Origin of the sequence: Chryseobacterium sp. MIQD13 (assembly GCF_050496705.1) — a bacterium.
Lineage (GTDB): Bacteria > Bacteroidota > Bacteroidia > Flavobacteriales > Weeksellaceae > Chryseobacterium.
In genome coordinates this window covers 765,524-786,235 of the sequence record NZ_JBNWAF010000003.1, presented here as the reverse complement: position 1 = coordinate 786,235, position 20,712 = coordinate 765,524, and the positions used below count along the sequence as shown (strand labels likewise).

The 20,712-nt window shown below is 36.9% G+C and carries 21 protein-coding genes; 7 read left to right on the top strand and 14 right to left on the bottom strand.

Annotated features, from left to right (window positions below):
- Positions 1-218: 218 nt before the first annotated feature.
- The 7 genes from ACQWU4_RS15870 to ACQWU4_RS15840 are packed head-to-tail and all read right to left on the bottom strand — an operon-like array spanning position 219 to position 7,831.
- Complete coding sequence (locus ACQWU4_RS15870) at positions 219-1,247, bottom strand: hemin-degrading factor (RefSeq protein WP_429936731.1); 1,029 nt, start codon at positions 1,245-1,247, stop codon at positions 219-221.
- A gap of 4 nt (positions 1,248-1,251) precedes the next feature.
- Positions 1,252-1,902: a class I SAM-dependent methyltransferase gene (locus ACQWU4_RS15865; RefSeq protein ID WP_429936730.1), complete on the bottom strand. Its 651-nt coding sequence runs from the start codon at positions 1,900-1,902 to the stop codon at positions 1,252-1,254.
- A 2-nt stretch (positions 1,903-1,904) separates the two neighbouring features.
- Positions 1,905-2,678 carry a heme ABC transporter ATP-binding protein gene (locus ACQWU4_RS15860; protein ID WP_429936729.1) on the bottom strand — a complete coding sequence of 258 codons (774 nt, stop codon included), beginning with the start codon at positions 2,676-2,678 and terminating at the stop codon, positions 1,905-1,907.
- Positions 2,678-3,718: a FecCD family ABC transporter permease gene (locus ACQWU4_RS15855; protein ID WP_429936728.1), complete on the bottom strand. Its 1,041-nt coding sequence runs from the start codon at positions 3,716-3,718 to the stop codon at positions 2,678-2,680. Before ACQWU4_RS15855 ends, ACQWU4_RS15860 begins: the two co-directional genes overlap by 1 nt.
- Positions 3,702-4,580, bottom strand: coding sequence for a heme/hemin ABC transporter substrate-binding protein (locus tag ACQWU4_RS15850; RefSeq protein ID WP_429936727.1), 879 nt, complete (start codon positions 4,578-4,580; stop codon positions 3,702-3,704). The genes ACQWU4_RS15855 and ACQWU4_RS15850 overlap by 17 nt, the downstream gene beginning before the upstream one ends.
- A gap of 20 nt (positions 4,581-4,600) precedes the next feature.
- Positions 4,601-5,710: an HmuY family protein gene (locus ACQWU4_RS15845; protein ID WP_429936726.1), complete on the bottom strand. Its 1,110-nt coding sequence runs from the start codon at positions 5,708-5,710 to the stop codon at positions 4,601-4,603.
- Positions 5,711-5,725: 15 nt separating this feature from the next.
- Positions 5,726-7,831 (bottom strand): TonB-dependent receptor plug domain-containing protein, encoded by a 2,106-nt coding sequence (locus tag ACQWU4_RS15840; protein WP_429936725.1) that lies wholly within the window; start codon positions 7,829-7,831, stop codon positions 5,726-5,728.
- 93 nt (positions 7,832-7,924) lie between these two features.
- Here ACQWU4_RS15840 and ACQWU4_RS15835 point away from each other — a divergent pair, with 93 nt between their 5' ends.
- Positions 7,925-8,719 carry a choice-of-anchor J domain-containing protein gene (locus ACQWU4_RS15835; RefSeq protein ID WP_429936724.1) on the top strand — a complete coding sequence of 265 codons (795 nt, stop codon included), beginning with the start codon at positions 7,925-7,927 and terminating at the stop codon, positions 8,717-8,719.
- Positions 8,720-8,921: 202 nt separating this feature from the next.
- Positions 8,922-10,217 carry a T9SS type A sorting domain-containing protein gene (locus ACQWU4_RS15830; protein ID WP_429936723.1) on the top strand — a complete coding sequence of 432 codons (1,296 nt, stop codon included), beginning with the start codon at positions 8,922-8,924 and terminating at the stop codon, positions 10,215-10,217.
- 150 nt (positions 10,218-10,367) lie between these two features.
- Here ACQWU4_RS15830 and ACQWU4_RS15825 read toward each other — a convergent pair whose 3' ends face one another.
- From ACQWU4_RS15825 to ACQWU4_RS15815, 3 genes are all read right to left on the bottom strand, one after another.
- The gene (locus ACQWU4_RS15825) at positions 10,368-10,658 is read right to left on the bottom strand and encodes a putative quinol monooxygenase (RefSeq protein WP_429936722.1); all 291 of its coding nucleotides are present in this window, start codon (positions 10,656-10,658) and stop codon (positions 10,368-10,370) included.
- An 88-nt stretch (positions 10,659-10,746) separates the two neighbouring features.
- On the bottom strand, positions 10,747-11,634 hold the full coding sequence (locus ACQWU4_RS15820) for a sulfite exporter TauE/SafE family protein (RefSeq protein WP_429936721.1): 888 nt from the start codon (positions 11,632-11,634) through the stop codon (positions 10,747-10,749).
- 168 nt (positions 11,635-11,802) lie between these two features.
- The gene (locus tag ACQWU4_RS15815; RefSeq protein WP_429936720.1) at positions 11,803-12,210 is read right to left on the bottom strand and encodes an RrF2 family transcriptional regulator; all 408 of its coding nucleotides are present in this window, start codon (positions 12,208-12,210) and stop codon (positions 11,803-11,805) included.
- Between the two features lie 146 nt (positions 12,211-12,356).
- Here ACQWU4_RS15815 and ACQWU4_RS15810 point away from each other — a divergent pair, with 146 nt between their 5' ends.
- The 4 genes from ACQWU4_RS15810 to ACQWU4_RS15795 all read left to right on the top strand — a co-directional run bounded on the left by ACQWU4_RS15810 (position 12,357) and on the right by ACQWU4_RS15795 (position 15,195).
- A complete protein-coding gene (locus ACQWU4_RS15810) occupies positions 12,357-12,785 on the top strand; it encodes a DUF4268 domain-containing protein (RefSeq protein ID WP_429936719.1) in 429 nt (142 codons plus the stop codon).
- Between the two features lie 199 nt (positions 12,786-12,984).
- Positions 12,985-13,146 carry a hypothetical protein gene (locus ACQWU4_RS15805; RefSeq protein WP_429936718.1) on the top strand — a complete coding sequence of 54 codons (162 nt, stop codon included), beginning with the start codon at positions 12,985-12,987 and terminating at the stop codon, positions 13,144-13,146.
- A gap of 108 nt (positions 13,147-13,254) precedes the next feature.
- Complete coding sequence (locus ACQWU4_RS15800) at positions 13,255-13,896, top strand: hypothetical protein (protein ID WP_429936717.1); 642 nt, start codon at positions 13,255-13,257, stop codon at positions 13,894-13,896.
- 60 nt (positions 13,897-13,956) lie between these two features.
- On the top strand, positions 13,957-15,195 hold the full coding sequence (locus ACQWU4_RS15795; RefSeq protein ID WP_429936716.1) for a serine hydrolase domain-containing protein: 1,239 nt from the start codon (positions 13,957-13,959) through the stop codon (positions 15,193-15,195).
- A 56-nt stretch (positions 15,196-15,251) separates the two neighbouring features.
- Here the strand turns inward: ACQWU4_RS15795 and gldG are convergent, their stop codons facing one another.
- The 4 genes from gldG to kbl all read right to left on the bottom strand — a co-directional run bounded on the left by gldG (position 15,252) and on the right by kbl (position 19,650).
- A complete protein-coding gene (gene gldG, locus ACQWU4_RS15790) occupies positions 15,252-16,922 on the bottom strand; it encodes a gliding motility-associated ABC transporter substrate-binding protein GldG (protein ID WP_429936715.1) in 1,671 nt (556 codons plus the stop codon).
- Between the two features lie 4 nt (positions 16,923-16,926).
- The gene (locus ACQWU4_RS15785) at positions 16,927-17,655 is read right to left on the bottom strand and encodes an ABC transporter permease (protein WP_111960437.1); all 729 of its coding nucleotides are present in this window, start codon (positions 17,653-17,655) and stop codon (positions 16,927-16,929) included.
- Between the two features lie 57 nt (positions 17,656-17,712).
- Positions 17,713-18,264, bottom strand: coding sequence for a CopD family protein (locus ACQWU4_RS15780; protein WP_429936714.1), 552 nt, complete (start codon positions 18,262-18,264; stop codon positions 17,713-17,715).
- A gap of 189 nt (positions 18,265-18,453) precedes the next feature.
- On the bottom strand, positions 18,454-19,650 hold the full coding sequence (gene kbl, locus ACQWU4_RS15775; protein ID WP_429936713.1) for a glycine C-acetyltransferase: 1,197 nt from the start codon (positions 19,648-19,650) through the stop codon (positions 18,454-18,456).
- 161 nt (positions 19,651-19,811) lie between these two features.
- On the opposite strand from kbl, the gene ACQWU4_RS15770 reads away from it, so the two are divergent.
- Positions 19,812-20,690, top strand: a complete 879-nt coding sequence (locus ACQWU4_RS15770; RefSeq protein WP_429936712.1) for a cupin-like domain-containing protein — start codon at positions 19,812-19,814, stop codon at positions 20,688-20,690.
- Positions 20,691-20,712: the final 22 nt, after the last annotated feature.

Sequence of the window (20,712 nt, the reverse complement as noted above, 5' to 3'; positions counted from 1 at the left end):
TTTAAAGACAAATTATACAAATGTTTCCGCACAAATATCACAAATCTTTATACTTAATTTTTAAGCCACATTTTTTTAACACTTAAGTTTTATCTTAAGAATATAAAAAGTAAATTTAAAAAAGTCTTTTGTGACTTTTGTGGTTTAAAATTAATGATTTCATAAAAAAGGCCGCCTTGAATAAAAAACAAAACGGCCCATTCAAATCATCTAACTATTTATTTTTCTAGTTCTGCAACAAGGTCTTTCCATTCTTGCAGCTCTGGAATTCCAGGTTTTCTTTTTCCGAAGAACTGAACGATGAAATCCCCTTCTTTATTGAATACTTCAATAGCCGTTACTTCCCCGTCTTCAGTAGGTTTTTTAACGATCCATGCCTCAGCGATTTTCGTTACGTCCAGGTGTAAGTTGAAATCCGGGTCCATTACATTGAACCATTGCTGATGCCAAAGTGTTTTCTTTACATTTCCGGTGTGAATCTGGATAATTCCTCTGTTTCCAACGAATACCATGATTGGAATATTTTTTTCTGAAGCATCTTCAAGAACATTCACTACTTTGGCATTATCGATCTTTTTGGCAAATCCTTCCGGAGCCAGTCTCAATGCCTGAGTTCTGCTTACCCCGAATTTTCTGGTCATCATAAAGAAATCATGGGTGTCTTTCAATTCTGTCCATGCTTTTTTGAAGCCTTCTGCATCTATTTCAGAATCTGCTTTTTCAGGAGCTTTCGGAGCTACTGCCTCAATCGTTAAAGCCTGATTCTGATCCTCTGCTTTGAATTTTTCCACAATAGCATCAAAAGCAGCTTCATCGCTGTTCTTTGTCAGATAGATTTTATGAAGAGCAAGACCGTCTTTTCCGAAAAACTGAAGGCTTTTTTTGTCTCCCTCCACTACTGCGAAAGCAGATTTCCAATGATTAAGGAATATTCTGAGATCGATATCCTCTCCTACAAAAAGCTGTGCATGCGGGCTGCTGAAATCGCCATTCAGGTAAGTTCCTTTTCTTTCATGTACACATTCATCATTACGGGTAAGAGCCATTACTTTACCCAACTTTTCTGCTTCGGTAAGGATAGCAGGAAATTCAGGGTTCAGTACTGTTACTCCTTCACCTATACTTGTTGCCAGTAATTCAGCTTCACTTACGCCAAGCTGTGCTGCTGCATTTCTTATTCTTATGTGTGGATTTTCTGCTTTCAGAGCTTCCCATTTTTCCTTTAGATCGTTAACTAATGTGCTCATTATTTTATTTTTTTATGGTTAAAACTGTATAAATTCTATGTATGGTTTCGTTTCCTGATTTGCTTGGTATATCTTCTTCTTTTTCGGAAATTTTCATTCTCTTGAAATGGCTTTTGGAAACCAGCTGCTCCATTTCACTGTTGCTGTACATGGTAAAATTGTATTCTGTAAAAGGCAGTGTTTCCATGAATTTTTTCTGTCCGAAAGTAAGAACGAAGGTTCCATCCTTCTTTAAAACCCTGTAGATCTCATTGAGAAATTCAACCGGGTCTTCCCAGAAATAGACTGTATTAACTGTGAATATCTTGTTGAAAGTCTTATCTTCAAAAGGGAGTTTTTTTCCTTCATACAAAACAAAATCAGCCTGATTTTCAAATTCTTTATTGATTTTTATGGCTTCGTCGTGCATGGTTTCGGAAATATCAATTCCTGTATATTTCAGATTCCGGGCTCTGTTTAGAATATTTTTCAGATGTCCGGCATTTCCGTGTCCTATTTCAAGGATATGTTCATCATCTTCTATTAAAAGGGTTTTGATACTTTCTAATGTCATGCTGATGTTGGTGGCATGCATCATCTCACCGATCTCTATACCTTTTTCTCCCTGTGGATTGGCAAGGTTCTGAGCAAGGATTTTTAATTCATCTTTTTCCATGGTTATCCAAAAATGATCATTGGGTTATTGGTAATAGGGTGTCCGCAGATGGTGCAGGGAAAATTGTAAGCTTGACTGATGGTTTCAGCGGTAAATACTTCCTGCGGTATTCCGTATGCGGAAACTTTTCCTGATTTCATTAATAAAATTTTGTCTGCAAACTGGGCAGCAAGATTAAGGTCGTGCAGCACTACAATGGCACTGTTGGCTTTTTTGGTAAAGTTTTTAATAGTTTCTAAAGCTTTATATTGATGCTTTATATCTAAATTATTCAGAGGTTCATCCAGAAATACCAGTTTATGGGCAATATCGTTTTCGAGCTGCGCCATTACTCTGGAAAGGTGTACACGCTGCTTCTCACCTCCTGAAAGTGTATTGTATTCTCTGTCTTTTAAATGATAAACATCTGTTTCGTTCATCAGCTTATCTATTGCTTCAAAATCTTCTCTGTGCGGCTGCGAATCGAAATATGGATAACGCCCCATCATGACAACATCTTTTACTTCCAAAGGAATTTCATTGGAATTATGCTGGGAAAATTTAGATTTATGCTGAGATAATTCTTTTACTTCCCAATCGGTAATGGGTTTGTTCTTAAATAAGATTTTCGGTTTTCCCTGTTTCACTTCATTGGCCAGAACACTGAGAAGGCTGGACTTCCCTGCTCCGTTGGGTCCTACAATCGCTAAAAATTCGCCATAATCCAAAGAGACATCTACGCCGTCAAGAATATGGAAATTCCTGTGAAGGTAATTGATCTGATGCGCTTTTATCATTAGAGTGATTTTTTGAATTTAATTAAAATAGCGATAAAAATAGGTCCTCCGATCAGGGAGGTCAAGATACCAATCGGTAATTCTGACGGTGCCACAATGCTTCTGCTGAATGTATCTGCAATCAACAGTAAAATACTTCCTAAAATAGCCGATAACGGCAGGATAAATACATAATTTGATTTGAATAAAAGCCTTAAAATATAAGGTACGATAAGACCGATAAAACCTATCGTCCCTGAAAATGCAACGCAAGTTCCTACCATCAGGGAGGTGATAATTACGATCTGTTTTTTCAGTTTTTCGACATTTATTCCTAAATGTTCGGCATCTTTTTCTCCCAGCATCATGGCATTCAAAGCTTTTCCTTTTGGCAGCAAAACAGCATATGAAATGATCAGAACAACCGTTAAAACAATATTCTTTGTCCAGGTTGCAGCGGCAAGGCTTCCCATATTCCAGAAGGTAAGATCTCTTAGCTGTTCATCTTTTGAGATGTAAATAAGAAATCCTGTAATGGAAAAACCGATTGATGTAATGGCAACACCGCTTAAGAGCATCATGACAACATTGGTTTTTCCTGCACTGGTAGAAATCCTGTAAACAAGCATCATGGCTAATAAGGCTCCTAAAAAAGCAGAAATTCCCACTAATGAAAACTGTACCATTTCAGGAAGATATTGCTTGAAATGTCCTCCTAAAACAATAGCAATGGCAGCCAGTAACGTCGCTCCTGAAGTTAAACCTATCGCTTCACCCGTTGCTAAAGGGTTTTTGAATAATCCCTGCAGGGTTGTTCCTGAAACAGCCAGCATACTTCCTACCAATATTGCCATTATAATTCTGGCAGCTCTTACATCCCAGATCACATATTTATCGTTTAAGGCCAGGTTGGGATCTCCGTTTATAAACTGTGTCAGGACAGTGAACGGCGAAACACCATTGAAGTCGTAAACACCAATATAAAGTGCCACAATTGCCAGAATACCCAGCAATATGGCACTTATAGTAAGATAAAAGTATAATTTACTTTGCGTTCTCAATTAAAAGTTTGTTTAATTCTACTGCTGCCTCTCCCAGTCTAGGTCCGAAACCTGAAACCAGTCCTCCGTCCATTGCGATGATTTTTTTGTTTTTACCTGCGTTAGTCTGTGCTACACCCGGCATTTTAAGAGCACCATCGTTTCCTCCTGCACCCTGAAGTCCTGTTGAGAAAAAGAATAAAATATCCGGATTAGCCTTTACTACTGCTTCCGGTGTCAATGGTTTGAAGTCTTCAAAGTCATTTACAGCATTTTCTCCACCTGCAAGGCTGATTAAAGAAGCCATTGGTGTATTTTTACCTGACACCATCAACATGTTTCCTCTTGCGTAGATGAACAGTACTTTTGGTTTTTTAGCAATTGGCTGAATTTGTTTCAGATCAGCGTCGATTTTATCGTTTAATTTCTGATAATCTGTATTTCCTACTGCTTTAGCTACGTCAGCGATCAGTTTTTTAGTCCCTTCTACCGTGTATTCCTGCTTGAAAATTTCTGCCTGAATACCTGATGACTTGATCTTGTTCATCAGTTCGGGATTGATATCTTTTTCTGAGGCTAAAATCAAGGTAGGACTTACCGCCATGATAGGCTCGATTGTCATGGATCTTACGTGTCCCAGGTCCTTAGCTGTAGCTTTTAATGTTTCAGGGTATGTACTGGTAACATCAGTTCCTACAATTTCTTTTTCATGGCCCAGTGCGCTTACAATTTCTGTAATTCCGCCGCTCAGGGTAACAATTTTGTTATTGCTTTTCGGGGCTTCGGAAGAGGTTTCTGTTGTATTTTCTTTTTTAGCACCTTCTTCTTTTTTGCATGAATAAACTGCCATCAGAATGGAGGCTGCAAGGATTATTTTTTTCATGATATACTATTATTTGATTATTATAAAGGGTCGAATTCAAAATTGGTTGTTCCGCGGTTTCCGTCTTTGTCCTTCATTGTATTGAATCTTAGCTTAAAGTAGAATCCTTCGGCATCTTTCAGGACAAAAAAACGGTCTGCGTAAACATGAGGCTGCGGGTTATCCGTTGTTCCTGTGGTAGTTCTCCATTTGTCACCAAGTGCTCTCTGATCATTAAATACAAATTTTGACTGGTCTACATCTCCCAGCTTAAATGAGTTATAAGCCTGATCAAGATTTCCTGCCGGAGTTACCTGATACACTCCTACTCCATTAAGCGTATTTGCAACTATAAAATCTGCGAAAAAGTAACTTCCTGCACTTACATTAGGGGCTGTGAAGACTTCATTGGTAAAGGTGGTGAACCCTAGATCCCAATCTTTTTTCTTAGGCTGGATTTTTACCGTTGTACCCGTATTAAAACTGAAGTAAGTAAAACTGTAATCTGTATCTTTCGGCACGAAATACTCACTGTAGCTTGTTGTATTTCCTACATCAGCATAGCGTATTTTGTACCCGTTCAATGCTCTGAAAATCTGGATCTTTTTCCAGCCTCTTGCAGCACCTGACAAGCTAACAGAACCAGGCCCGATATTATCCGGCGACGGAATTTCTCTTCCGAGATTCAACAGATAGACCGGATTTTCTGCATCATTCTCTTTAATGGCTGCAATTCCTGAAGTCTGTGTAAGGAAACTTCCGTTGGGATTATCAATATACTGCATATTGGCGGAATCAAATGTTCCTACCAAAGCACTTTGTTTAAGGGTTGCAACATCTGCTTCCGTTACGGCTTTAATATCTGTCTTATTGGGTATTTTTGCCACAGTCATGGCAAGAGAACCGTTAAGTATAACATTAAATCCATCTCCGGTATAGAAACCAAGATCCCAGTCTGTTCTTTTGTTAACAGAAGGTTTTTCATAATCACTTAAATCTATCCAGACCTGGTTGGGTTCGGTAGCCCCTCCTACTTTTACTTCTACTACCGATCCGGTAATAGGTGGTGCAGGCACAGGATCTTCATCTGCAGAAACACAGGACTGTAAAGCAACAGCTGAAAAAAGAGCGAATATTTTTAAATAGTTCATAAGGGTAGCTTTTGTTTAGAATTGATAAATTAATCTTGCAAAATAACTTCTTCCGTAGTACAGATTAAGACGGTCTGCAGCTCCGGTATGGGCTGTTCCGGCAGTAGCAGTAGTATTGATAGTGGTCACATCAAATATGTTTTTCACTCCTACAGAAAGTTCCATGTGATCTTTCCAGAATGGCTGGCTTACAATAAAATCCATCATATGGAAATCATCTGTTTTTCCCAATCTGAAGCCTGTTGCCTCGCTTTCAAGTACATAATTTCTTCCTGGACCTGTATATTTATAGTAAAGGGCAAAAGCTGTTTTTGCATTTTTTAATTTATAGTTTACCGATGCTCCTGCCTGAGCAAGGTACTGGTAATCTGTAGGGGATGTATGGTAAAGTCCGCTGAGAGCAACTGAAGTTCCGCTTACAGAACCTCTTAAGGATAAAGCCAGCTGATCTTTTCTAAAGTCTATATTGGCCGAGAAAAGCATATTTCTGTATTTATCCATATTCATATACTTATATGTAGACGGATCTTTTATAAGCACCATTTCTATTCTGTCCCGTACGTCCAGGTATAATGCATTGATGCTGTAGGCAATTTTCCAGTCATTTGCTGTAAAATTCTGATCCCAGAAAGCTCCTGCAGAAAAACCTTTTTCAGGATTCAGATCAGGATTGCCCTGTACATCGTGGTTTATATTAACGAAGTAAGTATAAAGCTCGTCATAAGTAGGAAAACGGTTTGCAGTACCTGCTACAGCTCTTATGTTTGAATTTTCTGAAGTCTTATATCTTGCTGAAAGTGAGTAATTAAACTGATTGTCAAAATTTTCACTTACGGAAAGTCTTGCTCCCGGTCTTACAGAAAGCCTGTCTGAAATATTCCATTCGGCTGAAAGGAAATTTGAGTAAGTAAAGATCTTTCTTTTCACAGCTTCACCAAAGAAATCTCCGGCAATAAGGGCTGCATATCCGTTGGTATAATCCAGTTCATAGCCAAGCTGGAAATCGAAAGTTTTATTGTTGAGAAAATTACTGAACATTCCTCTTGAATAAATCACATCTGTTTTGTAATAAGATCTGTCTTCCCTGCTGATTCTGACAGCTCTGTTTGGAATATCGTAATTGTAGTCCTGATATTTTCTGTCCTGATTCTGGTAAGAAAAGTCTCCCATATAGCGGATATTCCCAATATTGGTCTGAATATTAAACTGATGGGCCCATCGTTTGGTATTGTACTCTCTGTCTATACTTTCGTAGAGGGCACCGCCCATTCCGTCGTTAAGAGGAATTCTGTTTACTTCCGGATTGTAGAAATTGAATTTTTCATACAGATAAGACAGTTTATAATAAAATGAGGTCTTGTTTTTCGAGTACCGTATTAATGCAGAAGCATCATATTGGTCTTTAGGATTCCATTCAAATCCTCTTTTATTATCTCTTTCAAAATATTTATATCCTTTACTTTCTCCTTCATACCCCATAAACTGGTTGTGATTGAAGCTGATATTGGCAAACCAGTTATTATCAATATTATAATCTACATTCAGATTCTGAATATGTCTTCCGTTTCCTTTTTTCTTCAGGTCATAATTGTCTCTTACGGTTTCTTCCTGAAGTGAAGCTCTTACGCTTATCTTTTTTGTACTGCTTTTTTTGGTGATGATATTGATAACTCCGGCTACTGCTCCGTTACCATATTCTACTCCCATGCTTCCTTTTACAATCTCTATTCTTTCTACATTGTTCAGTGAAAGTTTGGTAAGATCGATATTGCTTCCCAATCCTGTATCTCCTACTACGGGAATATTGTCTATCAGTACTTTTACATAATTTCCATCAAGCCCCATCATACTGGCTGTTGAATTTCCCGATCTGGTATCCGGTGTGATCTGGATATTAAGGCTTTGATTTAAAACATCGGCAACATTGGTTGCAGCCATATTTTTGATCTGTTGGGCATCTATAACCTCAACTTTATATATTGATTTGTTGATGGACTGCTGGGTGTACTGTCCTGTAATAACAACTTCCTCTATTTTATTTTTATTAAGAGAATCTTTTTCTTGTGCATTCATCCAAAAAGCAATGGACAATGATAGAACGGAAAGCACTTTCTTCTTCATAGAGTAAAATTTTTGGCAAATATAATGCTTTATTTAGAATAGTTAAAAATAAATACTTATTTTTGTAGAACAATTCTAAATAAAAATAACGTTATGAAATTAAAACTACTTTTAGGAACATTAATGTTTACGGCTTTTACAGTGAATGCACAAGTAGCGATGATTAATGAAAATTTTGATTCATTCACAACAGGTACAGGTGCAGCCTGGCCACAGAACGGATGGTCAAAAGTAGTTCCTCCGGGAGCAGGACCTTTTATATATGCAGACGGAACCACAGATAAATATGCTCAGTTTTATACACTTATGGCTCCCAATACTCCAGGATACCTTATCACTCCTCAGATTATCGCTCCTGACGGAACAAAATCATTGAAATTTACTTATTCAATGACAACCGGATCTGCAGGAACCGGAACTCTGGAAGTTGGTTTAATCTCTGCTGCCACTACCGCAGGTACCGCAGGTTTCACTTCTATCAGCCCGGTTTATGCATTAAATTCTGCAACTGAGCAAACAGTAACCATCAATGTTCCGGCATCTGCCAACCAGTATATCGCATTTAAATTTACCGGTGCTGTACAACATGCTGCACTACAGGTAGATGACGTTATCTATACTGCGGCTTCAACTCTTGCTGTTTCAGATAATGTAAAATCTAAAGAAGAAGTTCGTTTTGCTGTGAATCCTGATCATACGGCTTTACAGTTCATATCTAAAAAAGAACCTAAAAATATCCAGATTTATTCTGCAGGAGCTCAAAAAGTTGCTGAAGGTAAATTGAAAGGTCAGCAATTTGATATCAGCGCCCTTCAGGCAGGAGTTTATTACATATTGGTAGAAACTGCTGAAGGTTTGGTAATTAAATCTAAATTCATCAAAAAATAAGGTTTTATTATTATTAGACTAGTATTATGCCTTTGTGAAGCCGGCCGGAAAGTATTTCCGGCCGGCTCGTTTTAATAAGCCAATCTTTTTTTATGAAATAATAAGTGTAAAACAAGACAAAAGTCATGTTTTTATTTAGAATGATTAAAAATAATTATATACTTTTGTAGAATCATTCTAAATAATAATTTAAAAATAAGTTATGAAAACAAAACTATTATTGGCTTCGGTATTGGCACTTTCTGTTCAGCAGACTGTTCTGGCCCAAACTGATGCACTAGGATACACGCAGGCAAATATGACGATGGGACCTTCCTACCAAAATCGTGTGTTTTTTAATCTTGCAAATGGTAATATGGTTTCTCAGTCCGCCAATACCTGGGATATTGCTTTTTACAGAAATTCCAATTATGCCTTCGGATCCAGAGTTAATGATGCTTTGAATATTGAGGTATACACGGCTTCTACAAACTTGGCAGACTGGGATAATATCAATATCAACAATATATCGAGCTGGGGAGCGCCTTTATATAATCCTGATCAAACGACTGATATAAGCCAGGGAGCTTTTGAACAGGGCCCTGTTACATCTCCCAATCCTAATATCCCATCAACAGGTTGGGGAATATACAATGCTTTAAATCATCATATTGAGGGGAAAGCGATTTTTGTTTTGAAATATACAGGCTCCAATTCATACATTAAGTTTGCTATTGAAGATGCTTTTGCAGGATATACCTTCAAATATTCCAAGTGGAACGGAACTTCATGGGATCCAACTGAAACAAGAACTATAGCTAACGGATCAGATGATGCTTATTTTAACTACTTCTCATTCACAACAGGGGCAAAAGTACCTAATATGGAACCATCCAGAAGTGCATGGGACTTTATGTTTACAAAATATTACACTTTCTATAATAATGTAATGATGTATCCTCTTACAGGAGCTATTCAGGGACCAAGTGTAAAAGTAGCGAAGGTACAGCCTGAAACACAGGAAACAGCTTCATTTACTACTCCTGCTGACAGTAATTTCTCTTCCAATATCACTACAATCGGTCACTCATGGAAAGGGATCGGGACTGTTAATAATAATGTAGTATATTATATAAAAAAAGGAAGTGATTATTATAGAATGTACTTTACTACCAATGGCGGAGCCACTACCGGAGATATGTATTTCAAATACAAAAAGATCACTGCAACTTTGGGAATAACTGAAGTGAGCAAAAAAGCTTCTTTCGGGATCTACCCCAACCCTACAACGGCTGATAAAAAAGTAACCGTACTTTTCGATGTGAAGGAAAAGGCCAACAACAAAGGAAGCATCGAAGTTTATGATCTTACAGGAAAAAAGGTATATACTGCCGAACTGACCAATCAGGCCGGTTTCTATAAGCAGGATCTGAACTTATCCCACCTTACTGCCGGAAATTATCTGGTAAAGATCAACTTCGGGGGTAGTACGGAAACGAAAAAACTTATCGTAAAATAATCTCAAATTTTAATACTTTCTATTTTTTCTAATCAAAAGGCGGTTTCAGATTCTGAAGCCGCCTTTTATTTTGAAGATTGATAAATCAAATTACTGAACATTGTATCAGCAATTAATTATTAAATCTTTTAATTTTTTAGTATTCTTAAATCAATAGATTTTAAACCCTTTATACACCTCTGCAGAGCTTTCCATAATTTTTGAAGCATCTCTGCGGAAATCCAGAAGATGATCCTGTCCGTTATGTCTGTTATGGTGCTCAACGCTTTCCCACAATTCTATCAGGAAAAAGGTTCCTTTATTATCTTTGTCTTCAATAAGATCGTACTGAAGGCATCCTTCTTCTTTTCTGGTTTCTTTTACAAGGTTCTGAAACAGTTCTACAGCATCCATCAGATAGTTTTCATTAAACTTAAAAAGCGCTATTATATGCAAATTCATATTCTATTATTTAATGGTGTAAAAGTAGAATATTTTCAAAGCCAAAACGGTTTTTCATGTATTTATTTTTCTGCAAAACAGATAAATTTTACTTGAAAACTGATTTATAAATAGTTATAGAACTCATGACAATAACAAGGACTCCTATAACCAGGAACATTTTCTTAACGGGAAGCTTTGCCGTGAGCATGGCAGAAAAAGGAGCAGTAATGATTCCTCCTATCAAAAGGCCAAGAATAATATTCCAGTGCTGAATCCCAAGGGTAAGGAAGAACGTTACGGCAGCTGTAATGGTTAATATAAATTTAGCAACAGTAGAACTCCCGACTGCAAATCTGGGTGTGAAGGCATTTTTGATCAGAGTTCCGGTAACCAGCGGCCCCCAGCCTCCTCCGGCAAAGGAATCTATAAAACCTCCGATCACGCCAAGTCTTGTAAGATTGGTTTTTCTTTTCATAGCCTTATTCTGTTTATCTTTAAAGGCATTGGACAGAATCTGAATTCCAAGATAAAGGGTATAAAAGGCAATCAGTGTTTTTGTGATTTTAGCATAATACTCGCCTAAATAAGTTAAACTCACAGCTCCTATAATAGCTCCTATAACTGCAGGGATGGCCAATTTTTTAACCAGATGCTTACTCACATTTTTAAGTTTGATATGACTTAAACTTCCTGCTGCAGTAGTAAAACTTTCAGCAGAATGAATGCTTGCACTTACAATATGGGGCGGAATATTAAGGAACATAAGGGTTGTCGTACAGATCACCCCATAGCCCATTCCCATAGATCCGGCTACAATCTCAGCAAATACCCCCACCAGAAGCATCCAGTAAAAAATATAATTATCTTTGGCTAAAATATTCAGCAGCTCGTCCGTATATCCTAGCTCATACATGGATAAAACGGTGATCAGCAGTATCAAGGCTGTGATAAGGAATACATTGAGTCTTATCTGGATTTTTCTTGAAATTATCATATCAGAATATCATTACAATTTCCGGTCTATATTTTCACTCATCAGATATTAAAAAAATGAAATAAGACCTTTTTTGATCATGATTAAAGTATTTGGGTCACTGCAAATATCTTATAAAAATATTACTCTACCAAATAAGTAGACTAATTATTCAAAAAAAGGACCGGGTTAGTCAACCAGATCCATCAAAGTTTTTTTCTCGAGAATATTCAGGGAGGCATCCCGGACTTCTATCAGTACGTCATGCAGCCCGCAGTGATCTTCATTACAGTCTTCACATTTTTCATAAAAGTTTAAACTGACACATGGCAGCATGGCAATAGGACCGTTCACCAGACGAATAATCTTCGCCAGCTTTACTGTTTCAGGATTTCCTTTTAAAAAGTACCCTCCTCCTTTTCCTTTTTTACTGTCAAGGATCTCCGCTTTTTTCAATTCCAGCAGAATATTTTCTAAAAACTTTAAAGGGATCTTTTTGTGTTCCGCAATTTCGGAAATAAGAACCGGGCCGTCATTTCTTTTTTCTACAAGATATGACAGTGCCTTAAAAGCATATTGGGATTTTTTTGAAAGCATTACAGCAAAAATAAGAAAATAGTTTGAATTAGATAAATGATTGAAGATGCAGATATAAAAGCACAAGGAAAGATAAGAAAGCAAATCAGCGAATTTGCATTTTTGCCCTTTTTGACTTTCCTTATTAAATCCTTAAATTTGTTCGCATGTTCAGTAAACAAGAAGCACAGCAATTAAAAAAGGAATTTTGGACGGCTTTTGGAAAGTCTTTTCCGAGAAAATGGATCTTATATGATACCAAAATCAAAGACCTGTCATTTAAATTTTATGCAGACAATAAAAAAGCAGAGGTTTCGCTGGATATAGAAATGAAGGACGAAATTTTCCGTAATGCTTATTATGAGAAGATCTGGTCTTTGGAAGATATTTTGAAAGATTTTATAGGCGATTTTCAGAAAGAAGAATATTTTACCCTTGACAATGGAAAAGTGATCAGCAGAATCTGGATTGAAAAATATAATGTTTCTATCTTCAATAAAAATACCTGGCAGGAAATTTTCGAATTTTTCTATGAAAAAATGGATGGTTTTGAAAGGTTTTACTATGAATATGAGGATTTTATAAAGGATGTCTGATTCAAAATATTTTTGATATCACTCCGATTCTTTTCTACTTCAGCCCGATAGAAATCATTATCCGGACATTCAATATATTTCTGTATTTAAGGCTGGTCTGTTCCTTCCTTTCTTCTTATAAAAAAATTCATAATAAAAAATCAGATATAATTTCGTAATTCTCTGATTTTAAATATATTTGAACCCACAAAACTAACCCATGAAAATCGAATACAGAAATGAGAATTTTACGCTCATAAGCAGTCCGCACGCCTATGAGAAAAGTTCAAATGGTACAAACAGTTTTTATTTTACGGAATTCAAAATAAAAGATAAATGTCATTCTGACCAGCTTCTTCATGCCTTTCTGACATATGAATAAAAATTCATACCACATAATGTAAAAATGGCCCTGAAAATGCAATACCTATATGTGCATGCATATGCACTTTTATCATTTCCGTAACAACTATACATTAAACTACTAACCATGAAAAAAGTATATAAAAACATCTTTGGAGAAGTAATCTCAAAAGCGAAAGCCGAGAAATTGGACGACTATCACCTATATTATTATGAAAAAGATTCTGACGCACTGAAAGAGATTGAGTTCCTTACCGAAGACGAAATATACAGCATCAATTATTTTATGAGCCACGATGAAAATGAGGAACAGATTATAAATTATCTTAAAGAGAAATCTGACCTTTTTGATATTGAAAAAAGAGAATCTGCCGGAAATTTCATTATTGCCACCAACAAAATGTATTCATTAACCGTAGATGAAAAGCCGTTGATCTCAAAAACAGTTTTTCATCATGATGATCCTGAAAATTTTATCTGCTCTCAAATCCTTGATAATAAAACCCTGAAACCTATACCGGAAAGAACAACAAAATGCTGGTATACTTTTGATGAAAACGGTGAAAAATATGCAGCCATAGAGTTCAGCTATCAGGAAGACGGAAAGCTTGAGCTGGCTATAGATAAAACACCAAACCCTGATGATGATCTTGAATGGGAACATTATGAATATTCTACTTTCAAGGATCTGCAGAGCAAAATTCCAACTGATATAAGTTATTATAAAACTGCTTTACTGCTTCCTGAAATTAAAGAAAAGCAAAAATAATATACTTCAGGCCTGTAATAAAAATATTATACTGACTGTCATACTATTAATAAAAAGCATATGAAAAGAATTTTATTACTCGTTGCCGGATATATTTTAACATCATGCAATACTCAAAAAGTTGATCAAGCTTACACAGGAAAAAACATCAGAGATTCTCTGCATACAGAAATAAGCAGTATATACCGGCAGGGAATCTTCAATGGATTTGCTGTGGCTATAGTTGATGGCCAATCTGCACTTTATCAAGAAGGATTTGGCTTTTCAGACGTAAAAAATAAAAAGGCCTATACAGACCATACGCTTCAAAATATTGCTTCAGTTTCGAAAACTTTTGTCGGGATTGCCCTCCTTAAGGCCCAGGAGCTGGGAAAACTTCACCTGGATGATCCCGTTCAGAAGTATTTACCGTTCAAAATGGTTAATCCGAATTTCCCACAGGCAAAAATTACTATTCGCCAATTGGCAACCCATACTTCATCCATTACCGATAATGAATTCTATCTGTCCAAAACTTACTATTTAAAACCGGATCAGAATCTGGAAGGCGTAAAGTTGAATTTTGATGAGGAACAGGTTTTCAACCCTTCAGACTCCATCATTTCAATGAAAGCATTTTTAGAAAATGTGCTTGCAGAAAACGGAAAATGGAACAAAAACAGTTTTTCCCTTCATCAGCCCGGAAACATTTATGAATACTCCAATGTAGGTACAACACTGGCAGCTTTTATTATAGAACAGGCCACCGGACAGAGTTTCAGTGATTTTACCCAAAAGTATATCCTTAAACCTTTAAAAATGAATGACTCAGGGTGGAAATTTGAAGATATCAGTTTTTCAGAATTTTCCAGTCTTTACGAAGATCCCAAAACCCTTCTTCCCTATTATCATTCCATAACATATCCGGACGGCGGACTGATCACAAATATCAATGACCTGGGCAAATACCTGACTGAATTGATCAAAGGTTATAACGGCAAAGGAACAATTCTGGCTCCTGAAAGCTACAAAGAGTATTTTAAACCTCAACTTAACGCAGAAAACTTTACAGAAAGAAATGAGCAGAATCCATATAGTGAATCTTACAATTCCGGTATGTTCATAGGCTATGGTTACACAGGGTATATTGGTCATACCGGAGGAGATCCCGGTGTGATGTCTATTCTGTTTTTCGATCCTAAAAATAACCTGGGCAGGATTATGATCTTTAATACTAATTTTTCAGACAAAAAAGGAAATGATGCTTTTTACGGAATATGGAATGTGCTTGAAAAGTATCAAAGTAAACTCAGAAAATAACTTTATTCAGATATTACAAAAAAAGCCGTCTCAAAAATGAAACGGCTTTTTATATTTTATCCAAATTTCTTCTTCCTCATCCAGAAGAACAACCCTCCCAGCAGGCCAATCACTACTAAAGGCAGTAATAAATTCAGCCATTGCCAGTTTGTTTTTTCTTCTGTAATACGGTTTCTGTCCAGAAGTCTTTCTTCAATATTCCTGTTTCTTAAAGCCATCAGATTACTGTCGTCCAGAAGATAATCCAAAGCATTTCTCAGAAACTGTTCGTTACCGAATTCCTGATTAGTAAGACGGTCAATTCCCATCGGAAGCGGTTCTCCTTTATGCATTTTGTTTCTTCCCACATCTCCGTCAGCAATTACGATCATTTTATTTTCAGGACTCTGGCTCTTAAATCCGGGATAGCCTTTTCTTTCAATTCTTGATGCATAGGCAGAATTAAATTTCCCTTCCAATGCAACGGCAAAAATCTTCGGTGTACTTGGTTTTTCCATTTGTCCAAGGCTGTCTACACTCGCAATTTCTTTAAGATCCACATAGTTCGGAACCTGTTTCAGAAGTGTTCTCTCACTGGATTCAAAAAGAACTTTTGTCTTAATATTTTTTCTTCCGCCCAATGTATCAATGGAAGTCGGGAATTCAAATTTTACCGGGTTGATATTTTTCGTGACCGGATTATCATTTTCAGCAATTCCCAGTGGGAAATAAGGCCACGGAAGACTTGTATACTGAGGGTTTCCTCCTACTTCTCCCGTTACCAGTTTCAGCAATGCAAATTTCTTTACATCTTTTACCAAAGCCGGATTGATCCTGATTCCGTAATTGAAAAAGAAATCCGTCATATTGATATCCACAGGGAACGGCATTACCTTTTGAGACCTTGTCAATGTATCCATTTCAGCGTTTACAGCATCAATCATCCAGAGTGTTTTCCCACCATTCATAATAAACTGGTCAAGGATCACTTTTTCATTATCTGTGAATGCTTTTCTTGGTTTTGCAATAACCAGGGCACTCATTTGCTTAAGTAAAGGAAGATCTTGAAGGGTAAGCTCTGTCTGGTTTTTGGGAATAACAGGACCTGCATCATAGTTTTCAAGAGCCAGCTGCATAAAACTATGGAACTCTTCCGGTCCTAGTTCATCATGATTTACCAGAATTCCTACTTTCTTTCTCTTATCGGCTGCAATATTCTTGATATTTGAAACAAGGCTGTATTCCAATCCTTCTATAGATCTTGTCAGCTGCTGATCGGCATCTATCCCCGCCTGCTGTACAACCAGTGGAATAGATACTCCTCTTTTATCATATTTTATAACTGCATAAGGAAACAATGTGATCTGTGAAATTTTCCCGTCTTTAACATCAGGAAGAACCGAAGGCTGCATTCCCATTGCCATCAGGGTATCCTGAGACATCTTTGTTTTGATAGGATCAATGAATTTAAAATCAATTTTCGGATTGATCTTTCTGAATTCTTCCAGCATAAAACGGGTTTCACTCTGAAGCTGCTTAAAGCTTGCCGGGAAATCACCTTCAAGGTAAACATCTACCGTAAGCGGTTTTTTCACCGATTCCAATACTTTTACTGTATTGTCTGAAAGTGTGTATCTTTTTTCTTTGGTTAAATCCAGTCTGATTCCGGAAAACGTAAGCAGAAGAACCAAAGGTATCACTGCAATCAAGAAAATTCCCAACGGGGATTTAATATTGAACTTCTTCATACTGCTACTTCTTTTTAGTGATAAAATGGTTGGACAATAATAATGTAGCACCGATAATCAGGATAAAATAAGCTACATCTTTAAGATCGATAAGCCCTCTCGTAAACCCAAGAAAATGCTGATAGAATCCTATATTCTGAAGGATAAAATCTGCACCGCCCAAGAGTTTATAGCTTGCAAGCTGCTCTATTCCGAAATACATAATAAAGCACATGAAAACGCCCAGCAGATAAGCCATGATCTGATTCTGGGAAAGCGATGAAGCCAGAATACCAACTCCTGAAAAAGCAGCAATCAATACAATCAGCCCAATATAACTTCCAAAGGTCATTCCAAGGTCAATATTTCCGGCAGGAACACCCAGAACATATACAGTATAAAGATAAATCAGTGATGGAATAAGGCATAAAACCCCAACAATCCATACAGAAAGAAACTTCCCTGCTACCAGATCTGAAACTTTTAAGGGTTGAGAAAAAAGCCAGTTCAATGTTCCTGTCTGCTGCTCTTCTGCAAAAGTTTTCATGGAAAGTGCAGGAATAATAAACATCAGCAGCCACGGAACGAGGACGAAATAGCTCTGTAAAGAAGCCATTCCTATATCGAAAATATTGGAATCATTCTCGAAAAAAAACAGGAAAAGAGCGGTTATGAGACTGAATGCAGCGATGATCACCCATGCACTCCAGTTTCCAAAGTAACTCCAAAGTTCCTTTTTTAAAATTGCAATCATAGTTTTTTTGTACAATGTAAAAGCAGATGTATTTATGTATACATCCGGCTTAAACTATTATTTGTTTTTTTTATTCTTATTAACGAGTTTAACGGTCATCATGATCAGAAATACAAGAACGAAAAATCCTGCAATTAATTGCCACCAGTACTCAATAACTGAGGATTTCAGAATTACCGTAAAAACCACGAGGAACAAAATGAACGTAGCAATTTCGTTAGCCTGTCTCAACTTGATGTTAGGTGTTTCTATGGTTTCTCCGTTCAATTCTTTCAGTTTCAGTACTTTTTTCCAGCACCAGTAATGATAAACGGCAAGACCGATCAGGAAAGTAAGTTTTAAATGAAACCATGGCATTTTCATGAGCCCGGTATTCAGAAAGATCATGATCATTCCACAGACTGCCATAATAATACCTGCAGGAACTGTAATGATGTTCCACAGCCTCCTTGCCATGAAAGTATACTGCTCCCGCAGTATTTTCTTTTTCTCCTCTGCAAACTCATCCGTATCCTTATAGTAAACGAAAATTCTTACGAGATAAAAAATTCCCGCAAAATAGCTTACCATGAAGATAATATGCAGTGCTTTGATTATTGTATAAAGCATTTTTTAAAATAATGGCAAATATAATGTTAATAACAAAAATATTTGGTAGAAATAATATAAAAAATACTTCGACTCTGTTCATCATGACATTACTTATACTGACTGTTTTTATTTTATTAAAAATTTAAACGAAGTAATGAACACTGTCATGCTGAGCAAAGTCGAAGCATTGATATCCTGAATTTTTAATTAAGAAATAACTCCAAGCTCTTTTCCTACTTTTTCAAAAGCTGCAATGGCTTTATCAAGATGTGCTCTCGTATGGGCGGCAGAAAGCTGTACCCTGATTCTAGCTTTTCCCTTCGGTACTACAGGATAGAAGAACCCGATCACATAAATTCCTTCATCCATAAGCTTTTCAGCCATTTTCTGGGCAAGAGGGGCATCATATAGCATTACCGGAACAATGGCAGCATCGCCATCCGGAATATCAAATCCTTTAGCAACCATCTGGGTTCTGAAATATTCAGCATTTTCCATTACCTGGTCACGAAGTGAAGTATCGGCAGAGATCATATCCAGAACTTTCAAAGCAGCACCAACAATACCCGGAGCTAAGGAGTTTGAGAATAAATATGGACGTGAACGCTGTCTCAACATGTCGATAATCTCTTTTTTACCTGAAGTAAAGCCTCCAAGAGCTCCACCTAAAGCTTTTCCTAATGTAGAGGTAATAATATCTACTCTTCCCATTACTTCATTAGCTTCATGAGTTCCACGGCCGGTTTTCCCGATGAAACCTGTAGCGTGAGAATCATCAACCATTACCAAAGCGTTATATTTATCAGCAAGGTCACATACTCCTTTCAGGTCTGCTACGATACCGTCCATAGAGAAAACTCCGTCTGTAACAATGATCTTAAAACGGTGGTTCTTTTCGGAAGCAGCAATTAACTGAGCTTCCAGATCTGCCATATTATTGTTTTTATAACGGTATCTTGCCGATTTACAAAGGCGTACCCCGTCAATGATTGAAGCATGGTTCAGTTCATCTGAAATAATTGCATCTTCTTCAGTAAATAACGGTTCAAAAACACCTCCGTTCGCATCAAAACATGCAGCATACAAAATAGTGTCTTCAAGACCCAGAAAATCCGCAATCTTTTTCTCCAACTGCTTGTGAATATCCTGTGTTCCGCAGATAAAACGTACCGACGACATTCCATAACCATGAGATTCTATCATATCCTGAGAAGCTTTCATTACTTCCGGATTGTTAGACAGACCCAGATAATTGTTCGCACAGAAGTTTAAAAGCTTCTTTCCATTGGCTTCAATTTCTGCACTCTGCTGGGAAGTGATGATTCTTTCTCTTTTGTAAAGACCATCATTTTCAATGTTTTGCAGTTCGTTCTGTAAATGTTGAAGATATTTTTCAGAGATCATTTTTTGATAATTTTTTAGATGTGCTAATTTAATAAAAAGGCTTTAAAGTATCAGCTTTTACAAGTTTTAATTCTAAAAAACAGGATTGAATTTCAGTTTTAACATTATTAGTCTACTAATTTAGTAGGATAATAATTATATTTGTTCTAAAATTGAGGAATATGAGATTGAATCCGATACAAAAAGTAAAGAAAATAAGCTCCAGAAGCTTTAAAAACAATCACATGAAGCCACGCTTTCCTGTTATTATGGAGGATTTTATTGATCCCGAAAGTCCTGCCTTCAGGAAATGGAATTATGAATATTTCAAGGAAATAGCCGGTGATCATAAGGTCAATATCTATGGAAGCGAACTGGAATCTCTGGATAAAGTGGCAAGCAGCCCTATTGGCCAAAGCACTTTCGCAGAATATCTCGATCTGATAAGTACAACTCCAACAGAATACAGACTTTTTTTATTTAATCTGCTTACTATCAAGCCGGAACTTAAAGATGATATTCACTATAATGATGTGACTAACGGGAAAATATTAAAATGGCTGCCTTTTATGTTCTTCGGGGGTAAAGGTTCTATTACCAGAAATCATATTGATATTGATATGTCCCATGTTTTTATTACTCAGTTTCAAGGGATCAAAAGGATCTGGCTTTTCCCTTGGGAACAGTCGGATCTCATGTATAAGCTGCCTTATAATTTTCACAGCTTACCTAATATAAAAGATCCGGATTACAGGGAATTTCCGGCTCTACTCTATCTGAATGGTTATGAAGCTGTACTAAATCCGGGGGAAACACTTTACATTCCCTCAGGGTGGTGGCATTATATACAGTATGAAACTGAAGGATACTCTGTTTCTGTAAGGGCGCTTCCTTCAAGTGCTCTGGAAAAATGGCGCGGTTTTAAAAATATGGTAATCACAAGGAATTTTGATAATGCAATGCGCAGACTTTTCAAAGAAAAGTGGTTCAGCTATAAAGTAAAAACTGCGAGAAAAAGAGCTACAACAGCAGCCAGAAAACAAAAAAGCTTCCTGATCTGAAAGCTTTCATTATCGTTTTAAC